Origin of the sequence: Pseudomonas sp. R3-18-08, assembly GCF_003852065.1 — a bacterium.
Classification (GTDB): Bacteria; Pseudomonadota; Gammaproteobacteria; order Pseudomonadales; family Pseudomonadaceae; genus Aquipseudomonas.
Window position 1 is genome coordinate 994,159 of the sequence record NZ_CP027729.1, and the last position, 22,749, is coordinate 1,016,907.

22 protein-coding genes are annotated in these 22,749 nt (G+C 59.8%); 15 read left to right on the forward strand and 7 right to left on the reverse strand.

Annotated elements, in window-relative coordinates:
• Window positions 1-75 precede the first annotated feature (75 nt).
• Window positions 76-1,170 carry a cell division protein ZapE gene (gene zapE / locus C4J92_RS04445; protein ID WP_124403074.1) on the forward strand — a complete coding sequence of 365 codons (1,095 nt, stop codon included), beginning with the start codon at window positions 76-78 and terminating at the stop codon, window positions 1,168-1,170.
• 116 nt (window positions 1,171-1,286) lie between these two features.
• Here zapE and C4J92_RS04450 read toward each other — a convergent pair whose 3' ends face one another.
• A complete protein-coding gene (locus C4J92_RS04450; RefSeq protein ID WP_177412769.1) occupies window positions 1,287-2,207 on the reverse strand; it encodes a GlxA family transcriptional regulator in 921 nt (306 codons plus the stop codon).
• 220 nt (window positions 2,208-2,427) lie between these two features.
• On the opposite strand from C4J92_RS04450, the gene C4J92_RS04455 reads away from it, so the two are divergent.
• A complete protein-coding gene (locus C4J92_RS04455; protein WP_124403075.1) occupies window positions 2,428-3,564 on the forward strand; it encodes an acyl-CoA dehydrogenase family protein in 1,137 nt (378 codons plus the stop codon).
• A 116-nt stretch (window positions 3,565-3,680) separates the two neighbouring features.
• Here the strand turns inward: C4J92_RS04455 and C4J92_RS04465 are convergent, their stop codons facing one another.
• Window positions 3,681-4,721, reverse strand: a complete 1,041-nt coding sequence (locus C4J92_RS04465) for an NADP(H)-dependent aldo-keto reductase (protein ID WP_124403076.1) — start codon at window positions 4,719-4,721, stop codon at window positions 3,681-3,683.
• 250 nt (window positions 4,722-4,971) lie between these two features.
• Between C4J92_RS04465 and rplM the strand changes: the two genes are divergently transcribed.
• The 8 genes from rplM (at window position 4,972) to C4J92_RS04505 (ending at window position 10,766) form a co-directional block, all read left to right on the forward strand.
• Window positions 4,972-5,400: a 50S ribosomal protein L13 gene (rplM, locus tag C4J92_RS04470; RefSeq protein WP_003171742.1), complete on the forward strand. Its 429-nt coding sequence runs from the start codon at window positions 4,972-4,974 to the stop codon at window positions 5,398-5,400.
• Window positions 5,401-5,414: 14 nt separating this feature from the next.
• Window positions 5,415-5,807 carry a 30S ribosomal protein S9 gene (gene rpsI / locus C4J92_RS04475; RefSeq protein ID WP_003216038.1) on the forward strand — a complete coding sequence of 131 codons (393 nt, stop codon included), beginning with the start codon at window positions 5,415-5,417 and terminating at the stop codon, window positions 5,805-5,807.
• A gap of 265 nt (window positions 5,808-6,072) precedes the next feature.
• Window positions 6,073-6,666 carry a ubiquinol-cytochrome c reductase iron-sulfur subunit gene (petA, locus tag C4J92_RS04480; protein ID WP_034118089.1) on the forward strand — a complete coding sequence of 198 codons (594 nt, stop codon included), beginning with the start codon at window positions 6,073-6,075 and terminating at the stop codon, window positions 6,664-6,666.
• The gene (locus tag C4J92_RS04485; RefSeq protein ID WP_003171746.1) at window positions 6,666-7,877 is read left to right on the forward strand and encodes a cytochrome bc complex cytochrome b subunit; all 1,212 of its coding nucleotides are present in this window, start codon (window positions 6,666-6,668) and stop codon (window positions 7,875-7,877) included. The genes petA and C4J92_RS04485 overlap by 1 nt, the downstream gene beginning before the upstream one ends.
• Entirely contained in the window at window positions 7,877-8,656 is a 780-nt protein-coding gene (locus C4J92_RS04490; RefSeq protein ID WP_124403077.1) for a cytochrome c1, read from the forward strand. Before C4J92_RS04485 ends, C4J92_RS04490 begins: the two co-directional genes overlap by 1 nt.
• Before the next feature lie 147 nt (window positions 8,657-8,803).
• On the forward strand, window positions 8,804-9,421 hold the full coding sequence (locus C4J92_RS04495) for a glutathione S-transferase N-terminal domain-containing protein (RefSeq protein WP_124361287.1): 618 nt from the start codon (window positions 8,804-8,806) through the stop codon (window positions 9,419-9,421).
• A 17-nt stretch (window positions 9,422-9,438) separates the two neighbouring features.
• The gene (locus C4J92_RS04500; protein ID WP_124403078.1) at window positions 9,439-9,858 is read left to right on the forward strand and encodes a ClpXP protease specificity-enhancing factor; all 420 of its coding nucleotides are present in this window, start codon (window positions 9,439-9,441) and stop codon (window positions 9,856-9,858) included.
• A gap of 158 nt (window positions 9,859-10,016) precedes the next feature.
• On the forward strand, window positions 10,017-10,766 hold the full coding sequence (locus C4J92_RS04505) for a FadR/GntR family transcriptional regulator (RefSeq protein WP_016971564.1): 750 nt from the start codon (window positions 10,017-10,019) through the stop codon (window positions 10,764-10,766).
• Window positions 10,767-10,776: 10 nt separating this feature from the next.
• Here the strand turns inward: C4J92_RS04505 and C4J92_RS04510 are convergent, their stop codons facing one another.
• Complete coding sequence (locus C4J92_RS04510; protein ID WP_124403079.1) at window positions 10,777-10,965, reverse strand: hypothetical protein; 189 nt, start codon at window positions 10,963-10,965, stop codon at window positions 10,777-10,779.
• Window positions 10,966-11,545: 580 nt separating this feature from the next.
• On the opposite strand from C4J92_RS04510, the gene kdgD reads away from it, so the two are divergent.
• The 5 genes from kdgD (at window position 11,546) to C4J92_RS04535 (ending at window position 18,187) form a co-directional block, all read left to right on the forward strand.
• Window positions 11,546-12,457 (forward strand): 5-dehydro-4-deoxyglucarate dehydratase, encoded by a 912-nt coding sequence (kdgD, locus tag C4J92_RS04515; protein ID WP_057724545.1) that lies wholly within the window; start codon window positions 11,546-11,548, stop codon window positions 12,455-12,457.
• Between the two features lie 54 nt (window positions 12,458-12,511).
• Entirely contained in the window at window positions 12,512-13,957 is a 1,446-nt protein-coding gene (locus C4J92_RS04520) for an aldehyde dehydrogenase family protein (protein WP_124403080.1), read from the forward strand.
• 184 nt (window positions 13,958-14,141) lie between these two features.
• The gene (locus C4J92_RS04525) at window positions 14,142-15,506 is read left to right on the forward strand and encodes an MFS transporter (protein WP_124403081.1); all 1,365 of its coding nucleotides are present in this window, start codon (window positions 14,142-14,144) and stop codon (window positions 15,504-15,506) included.
• A gap of 10 nt (window positions 15,507-15,516) precedes the next feature.
• Window positions 15,517-17,070: a galactarate dehydratase gene (garD, locus tag C4J92_RS04530; RefSeq protein WP_124403082.1), complete on the forward strand. Its 1,554-nt coding sequence runs from the start codon at window positions 15,517-15,519 to the stop codon at window positions 17,068-17,070.
• A gap of 175 nt (window positions 17,071-17,245) precedes the next feature.
• A complete protein-coding gene (locus C4J92_RS04535) occupies window positions 17,246-18,187 on the forward strand; it encodes an AEC family transporter (RefSeq protein WP_124403083.1) in 942 nt (313 codons plus the stop codon).
• A 16-nt stretch (window positions 18,188-18,203) separates the two neighbouring features.
• Here the strand turns inward: C4J92_RS04535 and C4J92_RS04540 are convergent, their stop codons facing one another.
• From C4J92_RS04540 to gatA, 4 genes are all read right to left on the reverse strand, one after another.
• Complete coding sequence (locus C4J92_RS04540; protein ID WP_164487560.1) at window positions 18,204-19,259, reverse strand: calcium/sodium antiporter; 1,056 nt, start codon at window positions 19,257-19,259, stop codon at window positions 18,204-18,206.
• 50 nt (window positions 19,260-19,309) lie between these two features.
• The gene (locus C4J92_RS04545; protein WP_124361295.1) at window positions 19,310-19,681 is read right to left on the reverse strand and encodes a septal ring lytic transglycosylase RlpA family protein; all 372 of its coding nucleotides are present in this window, start codon (window positions 19,679-19,681) and stop codon (window positions 19,310-19,312) included.
• Window positions 19,682-19,838: 157 nt separating this feature from the next.
• Complete coding sequence (gatB, locus tag C4J92_RS04550; protein ID WP_124403084.1) at window positions 19,839-21,284, reverse strand: Asp-tRNA(Asn)/Glu-tRNA(Gln) amidotransferase subunit GatB; 1,446 nt, start codon at window positions 21,282-21,284, stop codon at window positions 19,839-19,841.
• 10 nt (window positions 21,285-21,294) lie between these two features.
• Entirely contained in the window at window positions 21,295-22,746 is a 1,452-nt protein-coding gene (gene gatA, locus C4J92_RS04555; RefSeq protein WP_124365829.1) for an Asp-tRNA(Asn)/Glu-tRNA(Gln) amidotransferase subunit GatA, read from the reverse strand.
• Window positions 22,747-22,749: the final 3 nt, after the last annotated feature.

The following is a 22,749-nucleotide window of genomic DNA, read 5'->3' on the forward strand; positions in this document are numbered from 1 at the left end:
ACCAAGGGTTGATTGCCATTATCCAGGGCCGTCGTTACAGTGACGGCCCGTTTTTGTTGCCTTGCTAACGAAATTATGACGCCCCTAGAACGATATCAAGCTGATCTGAAACGCCCTGACTTCTTCCATGACGCGGCCCAGGAAAATGCGGTGCGTCATTTGCAGCGCCTGTACGAAGACCTGGTCGCGGCTTCGCAAAGCAAGCAGGGCATGCTCAGCAAGCTGTTTGGCAAGAAAGACCGCACACCGGTCAAGGGCCTGTACTTCTGGGGTGGCGTCGGCCGGGGCAAGACCTACCTGGTGGACACCTTCTTCGAAGCGCTGCCGTTCAAGGAAAAGGTCCGCACCCACTTCCACCGCTTCATGAAGCGCGTGCACGAAGAGATGAAGACCCTGCCTGGGGAGAAGAACCCGCTGACGATCATCGCCAAGCGTTTCTCCGACGAAGCGCGGGTGATCTGCTTCGATGAGTTCTTCGTCTCCGACATCACCGATGCCATGATCCTCGGCACCTTGATGGAAGAGCTGTTCAAGAACGGCGTGACCCTGGTTGCCACCTCAAACATCGTGCCCGATGGCCTCTACAAGGATGGCCTGCAGCGCGCACGCTTCCTGCCGGCCATTGCGTTGATCAAGCAGCACACCGATATCGTCAACGTCGACAGCGGCGTCGACTATCGTTTGCGTCACCTCGAGCAAGCGGAGCTGTTCCACTTCCCGCTCAATGAGGCGGCCCACGAAAGCCTGAAGAAAAGCTTCCGCGCGTTGACGCCGGAATGCACCCAAGCCGTGGAAAACGACAAGTTGATGATCGAAAACCGCGAAATCATCGCCTTGCGTACCTGCGATGACGTGGCATGGTTCGAATTCCGCCAACTGTGCGACGGCCCGCGTAGCCAGAACGACTACATCGAATTGGGCAAGATCTTCCATGCGGTGATCTTGAGCGGTGTGGAACAGATGGGCGTGACCACCGACGACATCGCGCGGCGTTTTATCAACATGGTCGACGAGTTCTATGACCGTAACGTCAAGCTGATCATCTCGGCGGAAGTCGAGCTCAAGGACCTCTACACGGGCGGTCGCTTGAACTTCGAATTCCAACGCACCTTGAGTCGTTTGCTGGAAATGCAGTCCCACGAATTCCTGTCGCGCGGCCACAAACCGTAAGGCCGATGTAGATCAAAGTGTGGGAGGGGGCTTGCCCCCGATGCGGTGGATCAGTCAGTGCATCTGTTACTGACAGACCGCTATCGGGGGCTAGCCCCCTCCCACATTTTGTTTAATCACGCGGCCTGCTGGAACTGCTGGCGATACTGATTCGGCGACAACTCCGTGTGCTGCCTGAACAACCGCGCAAAGAAACTCGCATCGTCATAACCCACCTCATAGCTGATGGTCTTGATGCTCTTGCGGCTGCCCGACAGCAGGCCCTTGGCCGTCTCGATACGCAGGCGTTGCAGATAATGCAGCGGCTTGTCGCCGGTGGCGGTCTGGAAGCGTCGCATGAAGTTGCGGATGCTCATGCCGTGCTCGCGGGCGACGTCTTCAAAGCGGAACTTGTCGGCGAAGTGTTCTTCGAGCCAATGCTGGATCTGCAGGATGATCACATCCTGGTGCAGCTTCTGCCCGCCAAAACCGATGCGCCCTGGCGAGTAGCTGCGCTGCACTTCATACAGGATGTCGCGGGCCACGGCCTGGGCGATGTTGGCGCCGCAGAAGCGTTCGATCAAATAAATGTAGAGGTCGCAGGCGGAGGTGGTGCCGCCGGCGCAATACAGGTTATCGGCGTCGGTCAGGTGCTTGTCCTGGTTGAGCTGCACCTTGGGGAAGCGTTCGCTGAAGGCGGTGAAGAAGCGCCAATAGGTGGTCGCTTCCTTGCCATCGAGCAGGCCGGCTTCGGCCAGCCAGAACACACCGGTGGCTTCTCCGCACAGCACGGCGCCGCGGGCGTGCTGTTCGCGCAGCCAGGGCAGTACCTGTGGGTAGCGGGTGCACAAGGCCTCGAAGTCGTCCCAGAAGGCGGGCAGCACGATGATGTCGGCGTCTTCCAGGCCGCCGTCCACCGGCATGATCACATTGCTGAAGCTGCGTACCGATTGCCCGTCGGGGCTGACCAGGCGCGTCTCGAATGCGGGCGTCAGGCCCAGGCCCTGTTGCTTGCCATATCGCAGGCTGGCGAGATGGAAGAAATCCTTGGCTTGCATGAGGGTTGAAGCGAAGACCCGATCGACGGCCAGGATGCTGACGCGCCGCAAGGGCGTGGAGATTTGGTTAGACATAATTTCATTTATTCTTATAGGGGAAAGTGGTCACCAGACGGCTGGATCGTCTTATTTTTTGTCGCATGTGTCCAGTGTCCCGTGACGCATTCGCGGCATAGGCTCTGTGAGCCCGTCCTTGTCCGACAATCCTCACAGGTGAGCCATGATTCCCAGAACGTTATTTAGCCCGGAGCACGAACTCTTCCGCGAAAGCGTGCGTACCTTCCTCGAAAAAGACGCCGCGCCATTCCATGGGCAGTGGGAGAAACAGGGTTACATCGACCGCAACCTCTGGAACAAGGCGGGGGAGGCGGGGATGCTGTGTTCGCACGTACCGGAAGCATACGGCGGGCTGGGCGCGGATTTCCTTTACAGCGCGGTCGTGATCGAAGAGATCAGCCGCCTGGGCTTGACCGGCATTGGCTTTTCCCTGCATTCGGACATTGTTGCGCCGTACATCCTGCATTACGGCAGTGAGGCGTTGAAGCACAAGTATCTGCCCAAACTGATCTCCGGCGAGCTGGTCACGGCCATTGCCATGACCGAGCCGGGGGCCGGTTCCGACCTGCAAGGGGTCAAGACCACGGCGGTGCTGGACGGTGATGACTATGTGATCAACGGCTCCAAGACGTTCATCACCAACGGCTACCTGGCCGACCTAGTCATTGTGGTGGCCAAGACCGACCCCAAGGCCGGCGCCAAGGGCACCAGCCTGTTCCTGGTCGAGGCCGACACGCCGGGCTTCGACAAGGGCAAGCGCCTGGAGAAGGTCGGTATGAAGGCCCAGGACACCTCGGAGTTGTTCTTTCAGGATGTACGCGTACCCAGGGAAAACCTGCTGGGCCAGGCGGGCATGGGCTTTGCCTACCTGATGCAGGAGTTGCCCCAGGAGCGGCTGACCGTGGCGATTGGCGCGCTCTCTTGCGCTGAAGCGGCGTTGCAGTGGACGCTGGATTACACCCGCGAGCGCAAGGCGTTTGGCAAGGCGATAGCCGACTTTCAAAACACCCGCTTCAAGCTGGCAGAAATGGCCACCGAGATTCAGATCGGCCGCGTGTTTGTGGACAAATGCCTGGCGCTGCACCTGGAAGGCAAGCTGGATGTGCCTACCGCTGCAATGGCCAAATACTGGGCCACGGACCTGCAATGCAAGGTGCTCGATGAGTGTGTGCAACTGCACGGCGGCTACGGCTTCATGTGGGAATACCCGATAGCCCGCGCGTGGGCCGACGCGCGGGTGCAGCGGATTTATGCGGGGACCAATGAGATCATGAAGGAGATTATTGCGCGGGCGCTTTGATGCTCGTTCCCACGCTCCGCGTGGGAATGCCTCAGATGACGCTCCGCGTCATGGCTCTTGCAGCGGACGCGGAGCGTCCAAGCCGGCATTCCCACGCAGAGCGTGGGAACGATCAATCAAGGCGCCGGATTTGGATGATCCTTCTGAATCGCCTCAATCCCTTCCAGCACTTCCTTGGACAATTTCAAATCAGCACTGGCAATGTTGCTGTCCAGCTGCTCCAGGCTCGTGGCCCCGATAATATTGCTGGTCACAAACGGCTGTTGCGTCACAAACGCCAACGCCATCTGCGCCGGGTCCAGCCCATGCTCCCGCGCCAGTGCCACATAACGGCTGCACGCCGCTTCCGACTGTGGGTTGAAATAACGACTGAAACGGCTGTACTCCGTCAGACGCGCCTTGGCCGGGCGCGCACCGCCTTCGTACTTGCCGCTGAGCATGCCGAATGCAAGTGGCGAGTAGGCCAGCAAACCGCATTGTTCGCGGATGGCAATTTCAGCCAGGCCCACTTCAAAGCTGCGGTTGAGCAGGTTGTAGGGGTTCTGGATCGACACCGCGCGGGTCCAGCCACGGGCTTCGGCCAGGGCCAGGAATTTCATGGTGCCCCACGGGGTTTCGTTGGACAGGCCAATGTGGCGGATCTTGCCGGCCTTGACCTGCTCATCCAGCGCTTCCAGGGTTTCCTCCAGCGGGGTGAGGTCGTCTTCGTCCTTGTGCTTGTAGCTCAACTGGCCAAAGAAATTGGTGCTGCGCTCCGGCCAGTGCAGCTGGTAGAGGTCGATCCAGTCGGTCTGCAGGCGCTTGAGGCTGGCGTCGAGGGCGTCGACGATATGCTTGCGGTTGTGGCGCAGGTAGCCATCGCGGATATAGTCGATGGTGTTGCCGGGGCCAGCGATCTTGCTGGCGAGGATCCAGTCGGCGCGATCGCCACGGTTCTTGAAGTAATTACCGATATAACGCTCGGTGGTGGCGTAGGTTTCGGCCTTGGGCGGTACCGGGTACATTTCTGCCGTGTCGAGGAAGTTGATGCCCGCGGCCTTGGCCCGTTCGATCTGTGCGAAGGCCTCTGGCTCGCTGTTCTGCTCGCCCCAGGTCATGGTGCCCAAGGCAATCGCGCTTACGTTCAGATCGGTCCGGCCCAGCTGTCGATAATCCATCGGGTACTCCTTCAGGGGAAAACATTCATAAAAGCAGGTTGAATTTTTTTTCGCAATCTGCATAATTGCCCACCTCTTTCTGCAGTGGAAGTGATGCGCCGTCTGCCGAAGAATCTTGCCGTTGAACGGACGCGCTGACCCGAGCCCCCGATAGCGTCTGTATCCGGCTGCCTTTGACCTTGTCAAAGTACGCACTATTCAGTAAGATCCGCCGTCTAATTTACAGGGCGGCCCCTGAGGCTATTAAAGAATGACAACTTTTACTGCAAAACCGGAAACAGTTCAGCGCGACTGGTTTGTCGTCGACGCCGCTGGTCAGACCCTGGGTCGTCTGGCCACTGAAGTCGCCAGCCGTCTGCGTGGCAAGCACAAGCCTGAATACACCCCGCACGTTGATACCGGTGACTACATTGTCATCATCAACGCTGAGCAGGTACGTGTTACCGGCAACAAAGCGCAAGACAAAATGTACTACCGTCACTCCGGTTTCCCAGGCGGTATCAAGTCTTCCAACTTTGAAGGCCTGATCTCCAAGAAGCCTGAAGCCCCGATCGAAATCGCGGTCAAAGGCATGCTGCCTAAGGGCCCACTGGGTCGCGATATGTTTCGCAAGCTGAAAGTCTATGCGGGCGCTGTACACCCTCATGCTGCTCAGCAGCCCCAAGAACTGAAGTTTTAACGGAATAGTTCATTATGTCGGCGACTCAAAATTACGGCACTGGCCGTCGCAAAACCGCAACCGCACGCGTTTTCCTGCGTCCGGGCACTGGTAACATCTCGATCAACAACCGCACTCTGGAAAATTTCTTCGGCCGCGAAACTGCCCGCATGGTAGTTCGTCAGCCGCTGGAACTGACCGAGACTGTTGAAAAGTTCGACATCTACGTCACCGTTATCGGTGGCGGTGTAAGTGGTCAAGCTGGCGCAATCCGCCACGGTATCACTCGCGCTCTGATGCAGTACGACGAAACCCTGCGTGGCGCTCTGCGCAAAGCTGGCTTCGTTACTCGCGATGCTCGTGAAGTTGAACGTAAGAAAGTCGGTCTGCGTAAAGCGCGTAAGCGTCCGCAGTACTCGAAGCGTTAATTCGCTTTACGTTCCACAAAAACGCCCAGCCTCCTCACGGAGCTGGGCGTTTTTTATTGCCTGCGATTTATGCACATTTTTCGCCGTGACAACTTGCCACATCCACAGACCCCCTATACTACAAGGCCTGGGGTGGTGGCCTGGGCAATTCCCTTGTCATCCGTGGGGCTTTTCATTACCATCCGTCAAAATTTTTATAAGTAAAGATTCAACACTTAGTAGACGCCTGATTTAACAGGCCAAAAAGCTGATGGGAGAGGACTGAATGAGCAATGACGGCGTGAATGCAGGCCGGCGTCGCTTCTTGGTAGCAGCCACATCCGTGGTGGGTGCTGCAGGAGCGGTGGGGGCTGCGGTCCCGTTCGTGGGGTCATGGTTTCCCAGTGCCAAGGCGAAAGCCGCAGGTGCACCGGTGAAGGTGAATGTCAGCAAGATCGAGCCAGGGCAGCAGATGATTGCTGAATGGCGCGGCCAGCCGGTATTCATTGTTCGTCGTACCGAGGAAATCCTGGGGAATCTGAAAAAGATCGAAGGCCAGTTGTCTGACCCTAAATCCGAGAATTCCGACCAGCCCGCCTACGCCAAGAACGAAGTGCGTTCGATCAAGCCAGAGATCCTGTTGCTGGTAGGTCTGTGTACCCACCTGGGTTGCTCACCCACCTTCCGCCCGGAAGTCGCCCCTGTCGACTTGGGCAAGGATTGGGTAGGCGGTTATTTCTGCCCGTGTCACGGTTCCCATTACGACCTTGCCGGCCGTGTCTACAAGTCTCAGCCCGCGCCCCTGAACCTGCCGGTTCCTCCGCATACCTACGAAACTGACGACCTCATTGTCATTGGCCTCGATAAGGAGAACGCGTGATGAGCAAGTTCATGGATTGGGTGGATGCGCGTTTCCCCGCCACCAAGATGTGGGAAGACCATCTCAGCAAATATTACGCGCCAAAAAACTTCAACTTCTTCTACTTCTTCGGCTCCCTGGCACTGCTGGTGCTGGTCAACCAGATCGTCACCGGTGTGTGGTTGACGATGAGCTACACGCCGTCTGCGGAAGAGGCGTTCGCCTCCGTCGAATACATCATGCGTGACGTCGAGTACGGCTCGATCCTGCGCCTGCTGCACTCCACCGGCGCGTCGGCGTTCTTCATCGTCGTCTACCTGCACATGTTCCGTGGCTTGCTCTACGGCTCGTACCAGAAGCCGCGCGAGCTGGTGTGGGTGTTCGGCATGCTGATCTACCTGGCGCTGATGGCCGAAGCCTTCATGGGCTATCTGCTGCCGTGGGGCCAGATGTCGTACTGGGGCGCCCAAGTAATCATCTCGCTGTTCGGGGCGATCCCGGTGATCGGCAACGACCTGACCCAGTGGATTCGTGGCGACTACCTGATCTCCGGTATTACCCTGAACCGCTTCTTTGCCTTGCACGTTGTCGCCTTGCCGATCGTGATCCTGGGCCTGGTGGTGCTGCACATCCTGGCGCTGCATGAAGTGGGTTCCAACAACCCGGATGGCGTGGACATCAAGAAGCATAAGGACGAGAACGGCATCCCGCTCGATGGCATTCCATTCCACCCTTATTACACCGTGAAAGACATTGTCGGCGTGGTCGTGTTCCTCTTCGTGTTCTGCTCGATCGTGTTCTTTTTCCCGGAGATGGGTGGTTATTTCCTCGAGAAGCCTAACTTCGAACAAGCCAACGCGTTCAAGACGCCCGAGCACATTGCCCCGGTCTGGTACTTCACGCCGTTCTACGCAATCCTGCGTGCGATCCCCGACAAACTCATGGGCGTGATCGCCATGGGCGCGGCGATCGCGGTGCTGTTCGTGCTGCCGTGGCTGGATCGCAGTCCGGTCAAGTCCATGCGCTACAAGGGCTGGCTGAGCAAGATCTGGCTGTGGGTGTTCTGCATTGCATTCGTGATCCTGGGCGTGCTGGGCGTATTGGCGCCGACCCCTGAGCGCACGTTGCTGTCGCAGGTCTGCACCTTCCTGTACTTCGCCTACTTCATTCTGATGCCGTTCTACACCCGGCTCGAGAAGACCAAACCGGTTCCGGAAAGGGTGACTGGCTGATGAAAAAATTATTTGCTGCATTAGTGCTTGCGGCCCTGCCGCTTCTGTCTTTGGCTGCCGAGCATGGCGCGGAACTGGAAAAAGTCGACATCGATGTCGCCGATAAAGCCGCTTTGCAAGATGGTGCACGTACCTTTGCCAACTACTGCATGGGCTGTCACAGCGCCAAGTTCCAGCGCTACGAGCGGGTTGCCGATGACTTGGGCATCCCCCATGAGTTGATGCTGGAGAAACTGGTGTTCACCGGAGCCAAGATCGGCGACCACATGAACATCGGCATGAAACCGGCAGACGCCAAGGCCTGGTTCGGCGCAGCACCGCCCGACCTGACCCTGGTGGCGCGCGTACGTGGCACCGACTGGCTCTATGGCTACCTCAAATCCTTCTACGAAGACCCCGCCCGCCCTTGGGGCGTGAACAACAAAGTGTTCCCGAACGTCGGCATGCCTAACGTTCTGGTCGGCCTGCAGGGGCGCCAAGTGGTAGGATGCAAGCAAGTCCAGGTCGTTGAAGACGGCAAGAAGCAATATGATCCGTTGACCGGCACGCCGCTGACCCATGAGGCGTGCGATCAACTGACTATCGTACCCAAGACCGGTACGCTGAATGAAGAGCAGTTCGACGAGAAGGTCAAGAACCTGGTGACCTTCCTGGCCTACTCGGCCAACCCGGTCAAACTGCAGCATCAGCGCATCGGTACCTACGTCTTGCTGTACCTGGCTTTCTTCTTCGTATTCGCCTATCTGCTCAAACGCGAGTACTGGAAGGATGTGCATTGATCCAACCGTAAGCAATTGCTGTTAATCTTGCGCGCCCAGCGGCATCTCTGAACACGTAGCGTCGGTTGTTCCAGACGTTACAGAGATGCTCCCTGGGCGCGCTCGTTTTTGAGCTTTCGATAATTTCAACAAGCGAGGAGGACCGCCATGGGCGTGACCAACCGGTTGGCCTGTTACTCCGACCCCGCCGACCACTATTCCCACCGAGTACGCATCGTGCTCGCAGAGAAGGGTGTCAGCGCCGAGATCATCAGTGTGGAAGCGGGCCGTCAGCCGCCGAAACTGATCGAAGTGAACCCTTACGGCAGCTTGCCCACCCTGGTCGATCGTGACCTGGCGTTGTGGGAGTCAACCGTGGTGATGGAATACTTGGATGAGCGTTACCCGCATCCGCCTTTACTGCCGGTGTACCCGGTGGCGCGCGCCAACAGCCGCCTGCTGATCCATCGGATCCAGCGTGACTGGTGCCGGCTGGTGGATGTGATTCTGGATTCACGCAGCAAAGAGCCGGCCCGTGTCGTGGCGCGCAAGGAATTGCGCGAAAGCCTGACCGGCGTTTCGCCACTGTTCGCCGACAAGCCTTTTTTCCTCAGTGAGGAACAAAGCTTGGTGGATTGCTGCCTATTACCCATACTCTGGCGCTTGCCGATTATGGGCATTGAACTGCCGCGGCCTGCCAAGCCGCTGCTTGATTACATGGAGCGCCAGTTTGCGCGTGAGGCTTTCCAGGCGAGTCTGTCTGGTGTCGAACGCGATATGCGCTAAGGCTTAAGGAGCCGCTGATGAACTCCAGTCGACCCTACCTGGTCCGCGCGCTCTATGAGTGGATTGTGGACAACGATTGCACCCCGCACATGCTGGTCAATTCCGAATTTCCTGCGGTGCAGGTTCCGCAGGGTTTTGCCAGTGACGGACAGATTGTATTGAACGTATCGCCCAGTGCCGTGCGCCACCTGCACATGGACAACGAAGCGGTCAGCTTCGAAGGGCGTTTCGGTGGCGTGCCGCATACGCTGTTTGTGCCGATTGGCGCCATCCTCGGGATCTATGCCCGTGAGAATGGCCAAGGCATGGTGTTCGATCTGGAGTCGCCTTTCGAGGATGACGAAACGATCGAAAGCGAAGGCGGCGATGATGTGCCGCCACCTGATAACGAGCCACCGCGCCCTACGGGCCGGCCGAGCTTGAAAGTGGTGAAGTAAGCGGCTGTTGCCTTCGGGCGAGCCTGAAAAATGCCTCGGCGGTTGCCGGGGCATTTTTTTGCCTGCCGCGCAGAAGTGAAAGTCTCGACAGGAACGGTGATCGTACAACCGCCATGGGCTATGATGCGTCTTCAGTTAGCCGAGAAAGATGATCCATCATGGAAAACGCCAACGCCGCCCCACGTCTGCCCCGCAAGCGCCGCAGCCTTGCCCAGGAATTGGTCACGGTGTTGTCCGAACAAATCCGCGACGGCCAGCTCAAGCGTGGCGACAAGCTGCCCACTGAGTCGGCGATCATGGATGCCCATGGTGTGAGTCGTACCGTGGTGCGCGAGGCCATCTCGCGCTTGCAGGCGGCGGGGCAGGTGGAGACGCGTCACGGCATCGGTACGTTTGTATTGGACACGCCAAGCCCGAGCGGTTTCCGGATCGATCCGGCCACCGTGGTGACGTTGCGCGATGTGTTGGCGATTCTGGAGTTGCGGATCAGCCTAGAGGTGGAATCGGCAGGCCTGGCCGCCTTGCGCCGCAGTGACGAGCAGCTGGCGGCGATGCGTGCGGCCCTCGATGCCTTGAATGAAAGCGCGGCCCATGCGGGTGATGCGGTGGCGTCAGACTTTGCGTTCCACCTGGAAATAGCGCTGTCCACCGGCAACCGTTATTTCACCGACATCATGACCCACCTGGGCACCAGCATCATTCCGCGTACCCGCCTGAATTCGGCGCGTCTGGCCCATGATGACCAGCAGCATTACATGGGGCGCTTGAGCCGCGAACACGAAGAGATTTATGAGGCTATCGCGCGCCAGGATTCGGATGCGGCGCGTGCGGCCATGCGCTTGCATTTGACGAATAGTCGGGAGCGGCTGCGCCATGCCCATGAAGAGGCAGAGGCGCAGCGTGGGTGAGCTGACGTGTTCAGGCTAGATCGAATTCTATTCCTGTAACGCTGCCATCAGCGTCATAGACGAACGTCTTTTTCAGTACTTCCCAAACCTGCCCATCCATACTCAGAAAATCACCTTTGTTCGGTAATTCCTCAATACTAATGTTCGCAGTGCTATTTTTCTTGGTGCCTTTGAATTTGACCGGGATTTTAGTTGTCATGATCAAGCCTCATTGAGCAGGAACAAAATAGGGTAGTGCCCGCACGTTGCCTATGCTCCCTGCAAGTGCATGTGGGCTTGACCACGTTAGGGGGCCTGGGGGTGGGGAGGGTACTGTCAGAATTCACAGTTCTGACGAGCGGTATCAAGCGCGGCCATGGTCCTGCCCAGCCACGGAAGAGGCGTGCCGGTTTTGTCATCCTTGAGTAACTTGTGCGTACTCCACCGCCCCCCATCATCTGTCCAGCTTGTCGTTCAGATCATTCACATCCTTGCGCCGCAATTCATGGCGTACGCCATTTCCAATGCCTGGTCGGTATCGGTTTGATGAGCGGCCACCGCCTGTTGCAAGGCCGCGCTCTGTCGTAAGACATCGTTCTAGTTGGCTGTGTGCATATACAGTCAGGCCGAGAGTTGAGGAAAAACCCGTAGATCAAGAACTCTGCTTCATCGGCAAGCTTGAGGTGAACACTGACGATTTGCAGTTGACGAATCTTTTTATAGTTGTACGATGACGTACGACATCGCCAAAACCAACAATAACCTTTCGACAGAAAGTCTTTACCCAGGGTGTTCGAATAATGAATCCACAAGAACTGAAGTCCATCCTCTCCCACGGTCTGCTGTCTTTTCCGGTGACCGATTTCAACGCCCAGGGTGACTTTCACCAGGCGGGCTATATCAAGCGTCTGGAATGGCTTGCCCCATACGGCGCCACCGCGCTGTTCGCTGCGGGCGGCACCGGTGAGTTTTTCTCCCTGGCCGCCAGCGAATATTCCCAAGTGGTGAAGACCGCTGTTGATACCTGCGCCACCAGCGTGCCGATTCTTGCCGGTGTCGGGGGCGCGACCCGCCAGGCCATCGAATACGCTCAAGAGGCCGAGCGCCTGGGTGCCAAGGGCTTGCTGCTGCTGCCGCACTACCTGACTGAAGCCAGCCAGGACGGGGTTGCCGCCCACGTTGAAGCGGTGTGCAAGTCGGTCAAGATCGGCGTGGTGGTGTACAACCGCAATGTCTGCCGCCTGACCGCGCCGCTGCTCGAGCGCCTCGCCGAGCGTTGCCCGAACCTGATCGGCTACAAGGATGGCCTGGGTGACATCGAGTTGATGGTGTCGATCCGCCGTCGTCTCGGCGACCGTTTCAGCTACCTCGGCGGTCTGCCGACCGCAGAGGTTTACGCCGCTGCCTACAAGGCCCTGGGCGTGCCGGTGTACTCCTCGGCGGTGTTCAACTTCATCCCGAAAACCGCGATGGATTTTTACCACGCGATTGCCAAGGATGATCACGCCACTGTCTCCCGGATCATCGACGATTTCTTCCTGCCCTACCTGGACATCCGTAACCGCAAGGCCGGTTACGCCGTGAGCATCGTCAAGGCGGGTGCGAAAATCGCCGGCTATGACGCCGGCCCGGTGCGCACCCCGCTGACCGACCTGCTGCCGGAAGAATACGAAGCCCTGGCCGCGCTGATCGACAAGCAAGGCGCGCAATAACTTATCAACAAGGCCGCTGAGCAATCAGCGGCCTTTTGCGTCAGGAGAAGATTCGTGTCCCAAGCAAAACGTTTCGAGAACTACATCAACGGTGAATGGGTTACCGGCACCGACTACTGCACCAATATCAACCCGTCGGACCTTTCCGATGTGATTGGCGAATACGCCAAGGCCGATGTCGCCCAAGTCAACGCCGCTATCGAGGCCGCCCGCGCCGCATTTCCGGCCTGGTCCACCTCCGGCATCCAGGCGCGCCATGATGCGCTGGACAAAGTCGGCAGCGAAATCCTCGCCCGCCGTGAAGAGCTTGGTACCCTGCTGGCCCGGGAAGAGGGCAAGACCCTGCCCGAAGCCATCGGTGAGGTGACCCGCGCCGGTAACATCTTCAAATTCTTCGCCGGTGAATGCCTGCGCCTGTCCGGCGATTACGTGCCGTCGGTGCGCCCGGGCGTCAATGTAGAAGTTACCCGTGAAGCCCTTGGCGTGGTCTGCCTGATCACCCCCTGGAACTTCCCGATCGCCATCCCGGCCTGGAAAATCGCCCCGGCCCTGGCCTATGGCAACTGTGTGGTGATCAAGCCGGCCGAGCTGGTGCCCGGCTGTGCCTGGGCCCTGGCCGACATCATTTCCCGCGCCGGTTTCCCTGCCGGGGTGTTCAACCTGGTGATGGGCAGCGGCCGTGTAGTGGGCGATGTGTTGGTCAACAGCCCGAAAGTCGACGGCATCAGCTTCACCGGTTCGGTGGGCGTGGGCCGTCAGATCGCCGTCAGTTGTGTGTCGCGCCAAGCCAAAGTGCAGCTGGAAATGGGCGGCAAGAACCCGCAGATCATTCTCGACGACGCCGACCTCAAGCAGGCAGTCGAGCTGTCGGTGCAGAGCGCGTTCTACTCCACCGGCCAGCGTTGCACTGCATCCAGCCGCCTGATCGTCACCGCCGGCATCCACGACCAGTTCGTCGCGGCCATGGCCGAGCGCATGAAGTCGATCAAAGTCGGCCACGCACTCAACAGCGGTACCGACATTGGCCCGGTGGTCTCCCAGGCCCAGTTGGACCAGGACATGAAGTACATCGACATCGGCCAGAGCGAAGGTGCGCGGCTGGTCAGCGGTGGCGGTCTGGTGACCTGCGACACCGAAGGCTACTACCTGGCGCCGACGCTGTTTGCCGACAGCGAAGCCGCCATGCGCATCAGCCGTGAAGAAATCTTCGGCCCAGTGGCCAACGTGGTGCGCGTGGCCGACTACGAGGCGGCGCTGGCCATGGCCAACGACACCGAGTTCGGTTTGTCGGCGGGCATTGCCACTACGTCGTTGAAGTACGCCAACCACTTCAAGCGTCATTCCCAGGCCGGCATGGTCATGGTCAATTTGCCCACCGCCGGCGTGGACTACCACGTTCCGTTCGGTGGCCGTAAGGGTTCGTCCTACGGTTCGCGTGAGCAGGGTCGCTATGCGCAAGAGTTCTACACCGTGGTGAAAACCAGCTACATCGGTTCGTAATACGCAACACAGACTCGCATCCCTGTAGGAGCGAGCTTGCTCGCGAAAAACTCAAGGGCACCGCGTGCATCCTGAATGCCCGCGTATTCGTTGACGCTTTTCGCGAGCAAGCTCGCTCCTACAGGGGGCGGCACACAACAAGACAATTACCCGCAAAAAAAATAATTAGTGGGAGTACTTCTACATGCAAGCGACCAAGCCGACCCACGTCCGCTATTTGATCCTGCTCATGCTGTTCCTGGTGACCACGATCAACTACGCCGACCGGGCAACTATCGCCATCGCCGGCTCCAGCCTGCAAAAAGACCTCGGCATCGACGCGGTCACCCTCGGTTACATCTTCTCTGCATTCGGTTGGGCCTACGTCGCCGGGCAAATTCCCGGCGGCTGGCTGCTCGACCGGTTCGGTTCGAAAAAAGTCTATGCCCTGAGCATCTTCACCTGGTCACTGTTCACCGTGCTGCAAGGCTATGTCGGTGAGTTCGGTATCTCCACGGCCGTGGTTGCGCTGTTCATGCTGCGCTTCATGGTGGGCCTGGCCGAAGCGCCATCCTTCCCGGGTAACGCACGGATTGTGGCGGCCTGGTTCCCTACGGCCGAACGCGGTACGGCCTCGGCGATCTTCAACTCGGCGCAGTACTTCGCCACGGTGTTGTTTGCACCGCTGATGGGCTGGATCGTTTACCGCTTCGGCTGGCAGCACGTGTTTATCGTGATGGGCGTGATTGGCATCGTGTTCTCGCTGATCTGGCTGAAAGTTATCCACAGCCCGCGTCAACATCCGATGATCAACACAGCCGAGCTCGATTACATCGCGGCCAACGGCGCAATGGTCGATATGGACCAAGACAAGGGCAAGGGTAAGAAAACTGACGGACCGAAGTGGGATTATATCCGCCAGTTGCTGACCAACCGCATGATGCTAGGCGTGTACCTGGGCCAATATTGCATCAACGGCATCACTTACTTCTTCCTGACCTGGTTCCCCGTGTATCTGGTGCAAGACCGTGGCATGACCATCCTCAAGGCGGGTTTCATCGCCTCGCTGCCGGCCATCTGCGGGTTTATCGGCGGCGTGCTGGGCGGGGTGATTTCTGATTATCTGCTGCGCAAAGGCCATTCCCTGACCTTCGCTCGCAAGGCGCCGATCATTGCCGGCCTGCTGGTGTCCAGCAGCATCATTGCGTGTAACTACGTCGACGTTGAATGGATGGTGGTGGGCTTCATGGCGCTGGCCTTCTTCGGCAAGGGCGTTGGCGCACTGGGCTGGGCGGTGGTGTCCGACACCTCGCCGAAACAAATCGCCGGCCTCAGTGGCGGCTTGTTCAACACCTTCGGTAACCTGGCGTCGATCACCACGCCGATTGTCATCGGCTACATCATCGCCACCACCGGTTCGTTCAAGTGGGCGCTGGTGTTCGTCGGCGCCAACGCGCTGGTGGCGGTGTTCAGCTACCTGGTCATCGTCGGCCCGATCAAGCGTGTAGTACTCAAAGAGCCGCCAGCCAAGGGCCCTGAGTTGACCAACCTAACCGAAGCGCATTCCTGAGGTTCGTGTGATGCAGTTGATTGAACATGCCGACTCGCCGCGCTCGATTCGTTTGCACGAGCGCGACAATGTAGTGATCGTGGTGAACGACCAGGGCGTCCCGGCCGGCACCGAATTCCCGGACGGCCTGGTCACTGTGGAGTTCATCCCTCAGAGCCACAAGGTAACCCTGGAAGACATTCCCGAAGGCGGCCAGATCATTCGCTATGGCCAGACCATTGGCTACGCGCTGGCGCCGATCCCGCGTGGCAGCTGGGTGCAGGAAGACCAGTTGCGCATGCCCACCGCGCCGCCGCTGGACAGCCTGCCGTTGTCCACCGAGGTGCCTGAAACCCAGGCGCCGCTGGAGGGTTTTACCTTTGAGGGCTACCGCAATGCCGATGGCACTGTGGGCACGCGCAATATCCTCGGTATCACCACCACGGTGCAGTGCGTGACCGGCGTGCTGGACCATGCCGTCAAGCGCATCAAGGATGAATTGCTGCCCAAGTACCCGCACGTCGATGACGTCGTGGCGCTGACCCATAGCTACGGCTGCGGGGTGGCGATCACGGCCACGGACGCCTACATCCCGATCCGTACCGTGCGCAACCTGGCGCGTAACCCGAACCTGGGCGGCGAAGCCCTGGTGATCAGCCTGGGCTGCGAGAAACTGCAGGCCGGGCAAGTGATGCACGACAACGACAGCTCCGTCGACCTGAGCGAGCCTTGGCTGTACCGGTTGCAGGATTCCAGCCACGGCTTTACCGAGATGATCGAGCAGATCATGGCGCTGGCCGAGGTGCGCTTGAAAAAGCTCGACCAGCGCCGCCGCGAAACGGTGCCCGCGTCCGAGCTGATCCTGGGCATGCAATGCGGCGGCAGTGATGCTTTTTCCGGCATTACCGCCAATCCGGCGCTGGGGTATGCGTCAGACCTGTTGTTGCGTGCCGGGGCCACGGTGATGTTTTCCGAAGTGACGGAAGTCCGTGACGCTATTTACCTGCTGACGTCTCGGGCTGAGAGCAAAGAAGTTGCCCAGGAGCTGGTCAGGGAAATGGACTGGTACGACCGTTACCTGGCCAAGGGCGAGGCGGATCGCAGCGCCAATACCACGCCGGGCAACAAGAAGGGCGGGTTGTCGAACATCGTCGAGAAGTCGTTGGGCTCCATCGTCAAATCCGGCAGCAGCGCGATCAACGGCGTGCTCGGCCCAGGCGAGCGCGTCAAGGGCAAGGGCCTGATTTTTTGCGCGACCCCGGCCAGTGACTTTGTGTGCGGCACCTTGCAACTGGCGGCGGGCATGAACCTGCATGTGTTCACCACCGGGCGTGGCACACCTTACGGCCTGGCGATGGCGCCGGTGGTCAAGGTGTCGACACGCACCGAACTGGCACAGCGCTGGCCGGACCTGATCGATATCGACGCCGGGCGCATCGCCACCGGGCGCGCGAGCATCGAGGAGCTGGGCTGGGAGCTGTTTCACTTCTACCTGGATGTGGCCAGCGGCAAGAAACAGACGTGGGCGGAGCGGCACAAGCTGCATAACGACATCACGTTGTTCAACCCGGCGCCGATTACCTGAGACCGAGTCGCCTGCAATCGGGGGCAAGCCCCCTCCCACATTCGACCGCGTTCTAATGCTGGAACTCGGTCAACTGTGGGAGGGGGCTTGCCCCCGATAGCGGTCTAACAGGCACCATTGAGCTGTATGGCTTATCATTAGCCAACTAACGACGCTCACCAAGGTTCTCCCCGGCATGCTGGCAATCTTCCTCACCACGCTCACCATCACCGCGCCGGTGTTCGCCATGCTCTTCCTAGGTGTGCTGCTCAAGCGCATCCGCTGGATCAACGACAACTTTATCCATACCGCCTCGTCCCTGGTGTTCAATGTCACCATGCCGGCGCTGCTGTTCCTGGGCATCCTGCATGCCGACCTACATTCGGCGCTCAAGCCGGGTTTGCTGATCTACTTTGCCGTGGCCACGCTGGTGAGCTTTGCCATGGCGTGGGGCTGGGCGATTTTTCGCTGCAAGCGTGAAGACCGCGGCATCTACACCCAGGGCGCGTTTCGTGGCAATAACGGGGTGATCGGCCTGGCGCTGGCTGCCAGCATGTACGGCGACTATGGTATCTCCCTCGGAGCGATCCTCGCGGCACTGGTGATCCTGTTCTACAACACCCTGTCGACCATTGTGCTGGCGGTGTACAGCCCGGTGATCAAGTCCGACCCATGGAGCATCTTCAAGAGTGTGGTGGCCAACCCGCTGATCATCAGCGTGTTCGTCGCGGCGCCGTTCGCCTATTTCCAGATCGGCCTGCCCGGCTGGCTGGAAAAGTCCCTGCAGTACCTGGCCGACACCACCTTGCCGTTGGCGTTGATCTGCATTGGCGGCACCCTGTCCCTGGCGGCGCTGCGCAAGAGCGGCAAGATGGCATTGAGCGCGAGCCTGATGAAGATGGTCTGGCTGCCGGTGATCGCCACAGGGGGCGCGTGGCTGCTGGGGTTCCGGGGGCCGGAGCTGGGGATTTTGTTCCTGTACTTTGGCGCGCCGACGGCGGCCGCAAGCTTTGTGATGGCCAGGGCCGCCGAAGGCAATCATGAACTGGCGGCGGCGATTATCGTGATCACCACGCTGATGGCGGCGGTGACCACCAATATCGGGATCTTCGTGTTGCAGGCCGGTGGCTGGATCTAAGCTCTTTTCTGAGCGGTCATTGCGATTCCCTCTTGTGTTGGCGGTGCCAGGCGCGCAGCGACGTGAACAACAGCCCCACCCCTAACGCCGGCAAGACGTAAAACAGCATCAAGTGTTCAAGCTTGGTGGCCAGGGGCATGCCGGTGGTAAACGCCATGACGTGCAGGCCATACGCCAGATACAGCCCCAGCAACACCAGGCCTTCTGCCCGCGTGACGCGGTAGCCGGTATAGAACACCGGCAGGCACAGGACGATGGCGCCGAGCATGACCGGCAGGTCGAAGTCCAGCGCGTTGGGCGAGACCGACAGCGGCGCAGGCGCCACCAGGGCGGTGAAGCCCAGCACGCCTAGCAGGTTGAACAGGTTGCTGCCGATCACATTGCCCACGGCGATCTCGCGCTCGCCACGCAGGGCGGCAATCAACGAGGTGGCGAGGCAGGGCAGCGAAGTGCCAACGCCGATCAGCGTCAGGCCGATGACGCGCTCCGACAAGCCCAAATCGCCCGCCACCTCTACGGCCGCACCCAGCAGCAAATGCCCGGCCAGCACCAGCACCAACAACCCGCCGAGCATCAACAGCACGCTGCTCAGCCAGGGTGCCTTGGTCATGCTGGCCAGCGTGCGTGGACGACGCGAGTGGCGCGTCTGGTAGTGCAGCACACCGAGGTAGGCCAACAGCGCAACCAGCAGCAGCAGGCCGTCGAACGGCGTCAGCGCCTCGTTGGCAGCCAGGACGAACACCAGCAGGCCGGCGACGATCATCACCGGAATATCCAGACGCACCAAATGGCGCGACACCCGTAACGGAATAATCAGCGCGGACAGGCCCAGGGTGACGAGGATATTGAAGATGCTGCTGCCGATTACGCTGCCCACGGCAATGTCGGTGTTGCCGGCCAGGGTGGCCTGCAGGCTGACGGCCATCTGTGGCGCGCTGCTGCCGAAGGCTACGATGCTCAGGCCGATGATCAACGGCCGCACCTTGAGGCTGGCGGCCAGGCGCACTGCGGCCCGCACCAGGATTTCAGCACCGACGATCAACAGCAGCAAGCCGCTGACCAGTTCGAGCAGGCTCCAGGGTGAGAGGGCGTTCAATCCAAAAATGCTCAAGGCTGCCTCGATCAGTTGTTCAGGGCTTGCAGGCGAACCCGCGCGGTGCCGCTGCCGAGCATACGCAGTTGCTCGGCAGCCTTGCGTGAAAGGTCGATCAGGCGGCCGCGGGTGTGGGGGCCGCGATCATTGATACGCACCACCACAGAGCGGTTGTTGTCGAGGTTGGTGACCTTGACCTGAGTACCGAAGGGCAAGCGCCGGTGGGCGGCGGTCAGACCGTTCTGGTTGAACGCTTCACCGCTGGCGGTGCGTTTGCCATGGTGCTTGGCGCCGTAATAGGAGGCGGTGCCGGTTTCGTCATAGCCGTTGGGATCGATGAGGCCGTTGGCGCAACCGGTCAGCAGGGAAAAGACAGCCAGGAGGCCGAGTAGACGCTTCATTCCAGGTATTCCCGTATCAAATGTGGGAGGGGGCTTGCTCCCGATAGCGGTGGGTCAGCCACTGATGTGTTGACTGAATCACCTCTATCGGGAGCAAGCCCCCTCCCACAGGAGGTCCGAGTCGAGCATGAACACTCACTCGGCTCCTTCACCGCTATCAGCCCTCAAGCTTGCTTTTGAGCAATTCGTTGACTTGTTGCGGGTTGGCTTTGCCTTTGGATGCTTTCATCGCCTGACCAACAAAGAAGCCGAACATCTTGCCGCGCTTGGCTTCGTCAGCCGCGCGATATTGTTCGACCTGCTCGGCGTTCGCCGCGAGCATTTCATCGAGCACGGCCGAAATAGCGCCGCTGTCGGTGACTTGCTTGAGGCCACGCTTCTCGATGATGTCATCGGCGCTGCCTTCACCGGCGGCCATCGCTTCGAACACGGTCTTGGCGATTTTGCCGGAGATGGTGTTGTCCTTGATGCGCAGCAGCATGCCGCCCAGTTGTTCGGCGCTCACCGGCGCTGCGTCGATTTCCAGGCCCTGCTTGTTCAACAGGCTGCCCAGTTCGACCATCACCCAGTTGGCCGCCAGCTTGGCGTCGCCGGCAATGCTCACGACCTTTTCGAAGTAGTTGGCTTGCTCACGGCTGGACGCCAAGACGCTGGCATCGTAGACCGACAGGCCGAACTGCGCCTGGAAACGTTCGCGTTTTTGCTGTGGCAGTTCCGGCAGGGTGGCGCGGATATCGTTGAGGAACGAGTCCTCCAGCACCACCGGCAGCAGGTCCGGATCGGGGAAGTAACGGTAGTCGTTGGCTTCCTCCTTGCTGCGCATGGCGCGGGTTTCATCTTTGTTCGGGTCATACAGGCGCGTTTGCTGGATGACTTTGCCGCCGTCTTCGATCAGCTCGATCTGGCGACGCACTTCGCTGTTGATCGCCTTCTCGATGAAGCGGAACGAGTTGACGTTCTTGATCTCGCAGCGGGTGCCGAACTCGACCTGGCCCTTGGGGCGGATCGACACGTTGCAGTCGCAACGCAGCGAACCTTCAGCCATGTTGCCGTCGCAGATGCCCAGGTAGCGCACCAGCGCGTGGATTGTCTTGACGTAGGCCACGGCTTCCTTGGCGCTGCGCATGTCCGGCTCGGAGACGATCTCCAGCAAAGGCGTGCCGGCACGGTTCAGGTCGATACCGGTGGCGCCGGGGAATTCTTCGTGCAGGCTCTTGCCGGCGTCTTCTTCAAGGTGCGCACGGGTCACGCCGACACGCTTGATGGTGCCGTCTTCCAGCGGGATGTCCAGGTAGCCCTTGCCGACGATCGGCAGTTCCATCTGGCTGATCTGGTAGCCCTTGGGCAGGTCCGGGTAAAAGTAGTTCTTGCGCGCGAACACGTTGTGCTGGCCGATCTCGGCGTCAATCGCCAGGCCGAACATCACCGCCATGCGCACCGCTTCCTGGTTCAGCACCGGCAGCACGCCTGGCATACCCAGGTCGACCAGGCTGGCCTGGGTGTTGGGTTCTGCGCCGAACGTGGTGGCGCTACCGGAGAAAATCTTCGATTGGGTGGCGAGCTGGGTATGAATCTCCAGCCCGATCACAACTTCCCATTGCATAGTGTTCTCCTCAGAAGCCGGTAGGGGTGCGAGTGTGCCAGTCGGTGTTCAACTGGTACTGGTGCGCCACATTGAGCAGGCGGCCTTCCTGGAAATACGGGGCGAGCAATTGCACGCCGACCGGCAGGCCATCGACGAACCCGGCGGGCATGGACAAGCCCGGCAAGCCCGCGAGGTTGGCGGTGATGGTGTAAAGGTCTTCCAGGTACTCGGCGATCGGGTCGCCGGTCTTGGCGCCGATCTTCCAGGCCGGGTTCGGCGTGGTTGGACCGAGGATCACGTCGACTTCTTCAAAGGCTGCCATGAAGTCGTTCTTGATCAGGCGGCGGATCTTCTGCGCCTTGAGGTAGTACGCGTCGTAGTAGCCAGCCGACAGGGCGTAGGCGCCGACCATGATCCGGCGTTGTACTTCCACGCCGAAGCCTTCGCCGCGGGAGCGCTTGTACAGGTCGGTGAGGTCTTTCGGGTTTTCGCAGCGATAGCCGAAGCGCACACCGTCGAAACGCGACAGGTTGGAGGACGCTTCAGCCGGGGCGATCACGTAGTAGGCGGGAATCGCGTGCTGGTTGTTCGGCAGGCTGATGTCCTTGATCACGGCGCCGAGCTTTTCCAGCTCCTTGATGCTGTTGTGCACCAAGTCGGCGATACGTGGGTCGAGACCGGCGCTGAAGTATTCCTTGGGCACGCCGATGCGCAGGCCCTTGAGCGACGTGTTCAGGCTGGCGCTGTAGTCCGGCACCGGTTCATCAATGCTGGTGGAATCCTGTTTATCGAAGCCGGCCATACCTTGTAACAATATCGCGCAGTCTTCAGCCGTTCGGGCCAGAGGGCCACCCTGATCGAGACTCGACGCGTAGGCAATCATGCCCCAGCGGGACACGCGACCGTACGTCGGCTTCAAACCGGTGAGGTTGGTGAAGGCTGCCGGTTGGCGGATCGAGCCACCGGTGTCGGTGGCCGTGGCGGCCGGCAGGAAGCGCGCGGCAACGGCGGCGGCCGACCCACCGGACGAACCGCCGGGTACGTGGTCCAGGTTCCACGGGTTTTTCACCGCGCCGTAGTAGCTCGACTCGTTGGCCGAACCCATGGCGAATTCGTCCATGTTGGTCTTGCCCAGGGTCACGGCCCCGGCGGCGGCCAGCTTGGACACCACGGTGGCGTCGTAGGGCGCCTTGAAGTTGTCGAGCATCTTCGAGCCGCAACTGGTGCGAATGCCCTGGGTGCAGAACAGGTCTTTGTGGGCGATCGGAGCGCCCAGCAGCGCGCCGTTCTCACCGTTGGCGCGACGCACGTCGGCGGCCTTGGCCTGGCTCAGGGCCAGCTCTTCGGTGAGGCTGATGAAGCTGTTGACCTTGGGGTCCAGCGCGGCGATGCGCGCCAGCAGGGTCTTGGTCAGCTCTTCGGAAGAAAACGTTTTGTCGGCGAGACCGCGGGCGATCTCGGCCAGAGTCATGTGATGCATGAA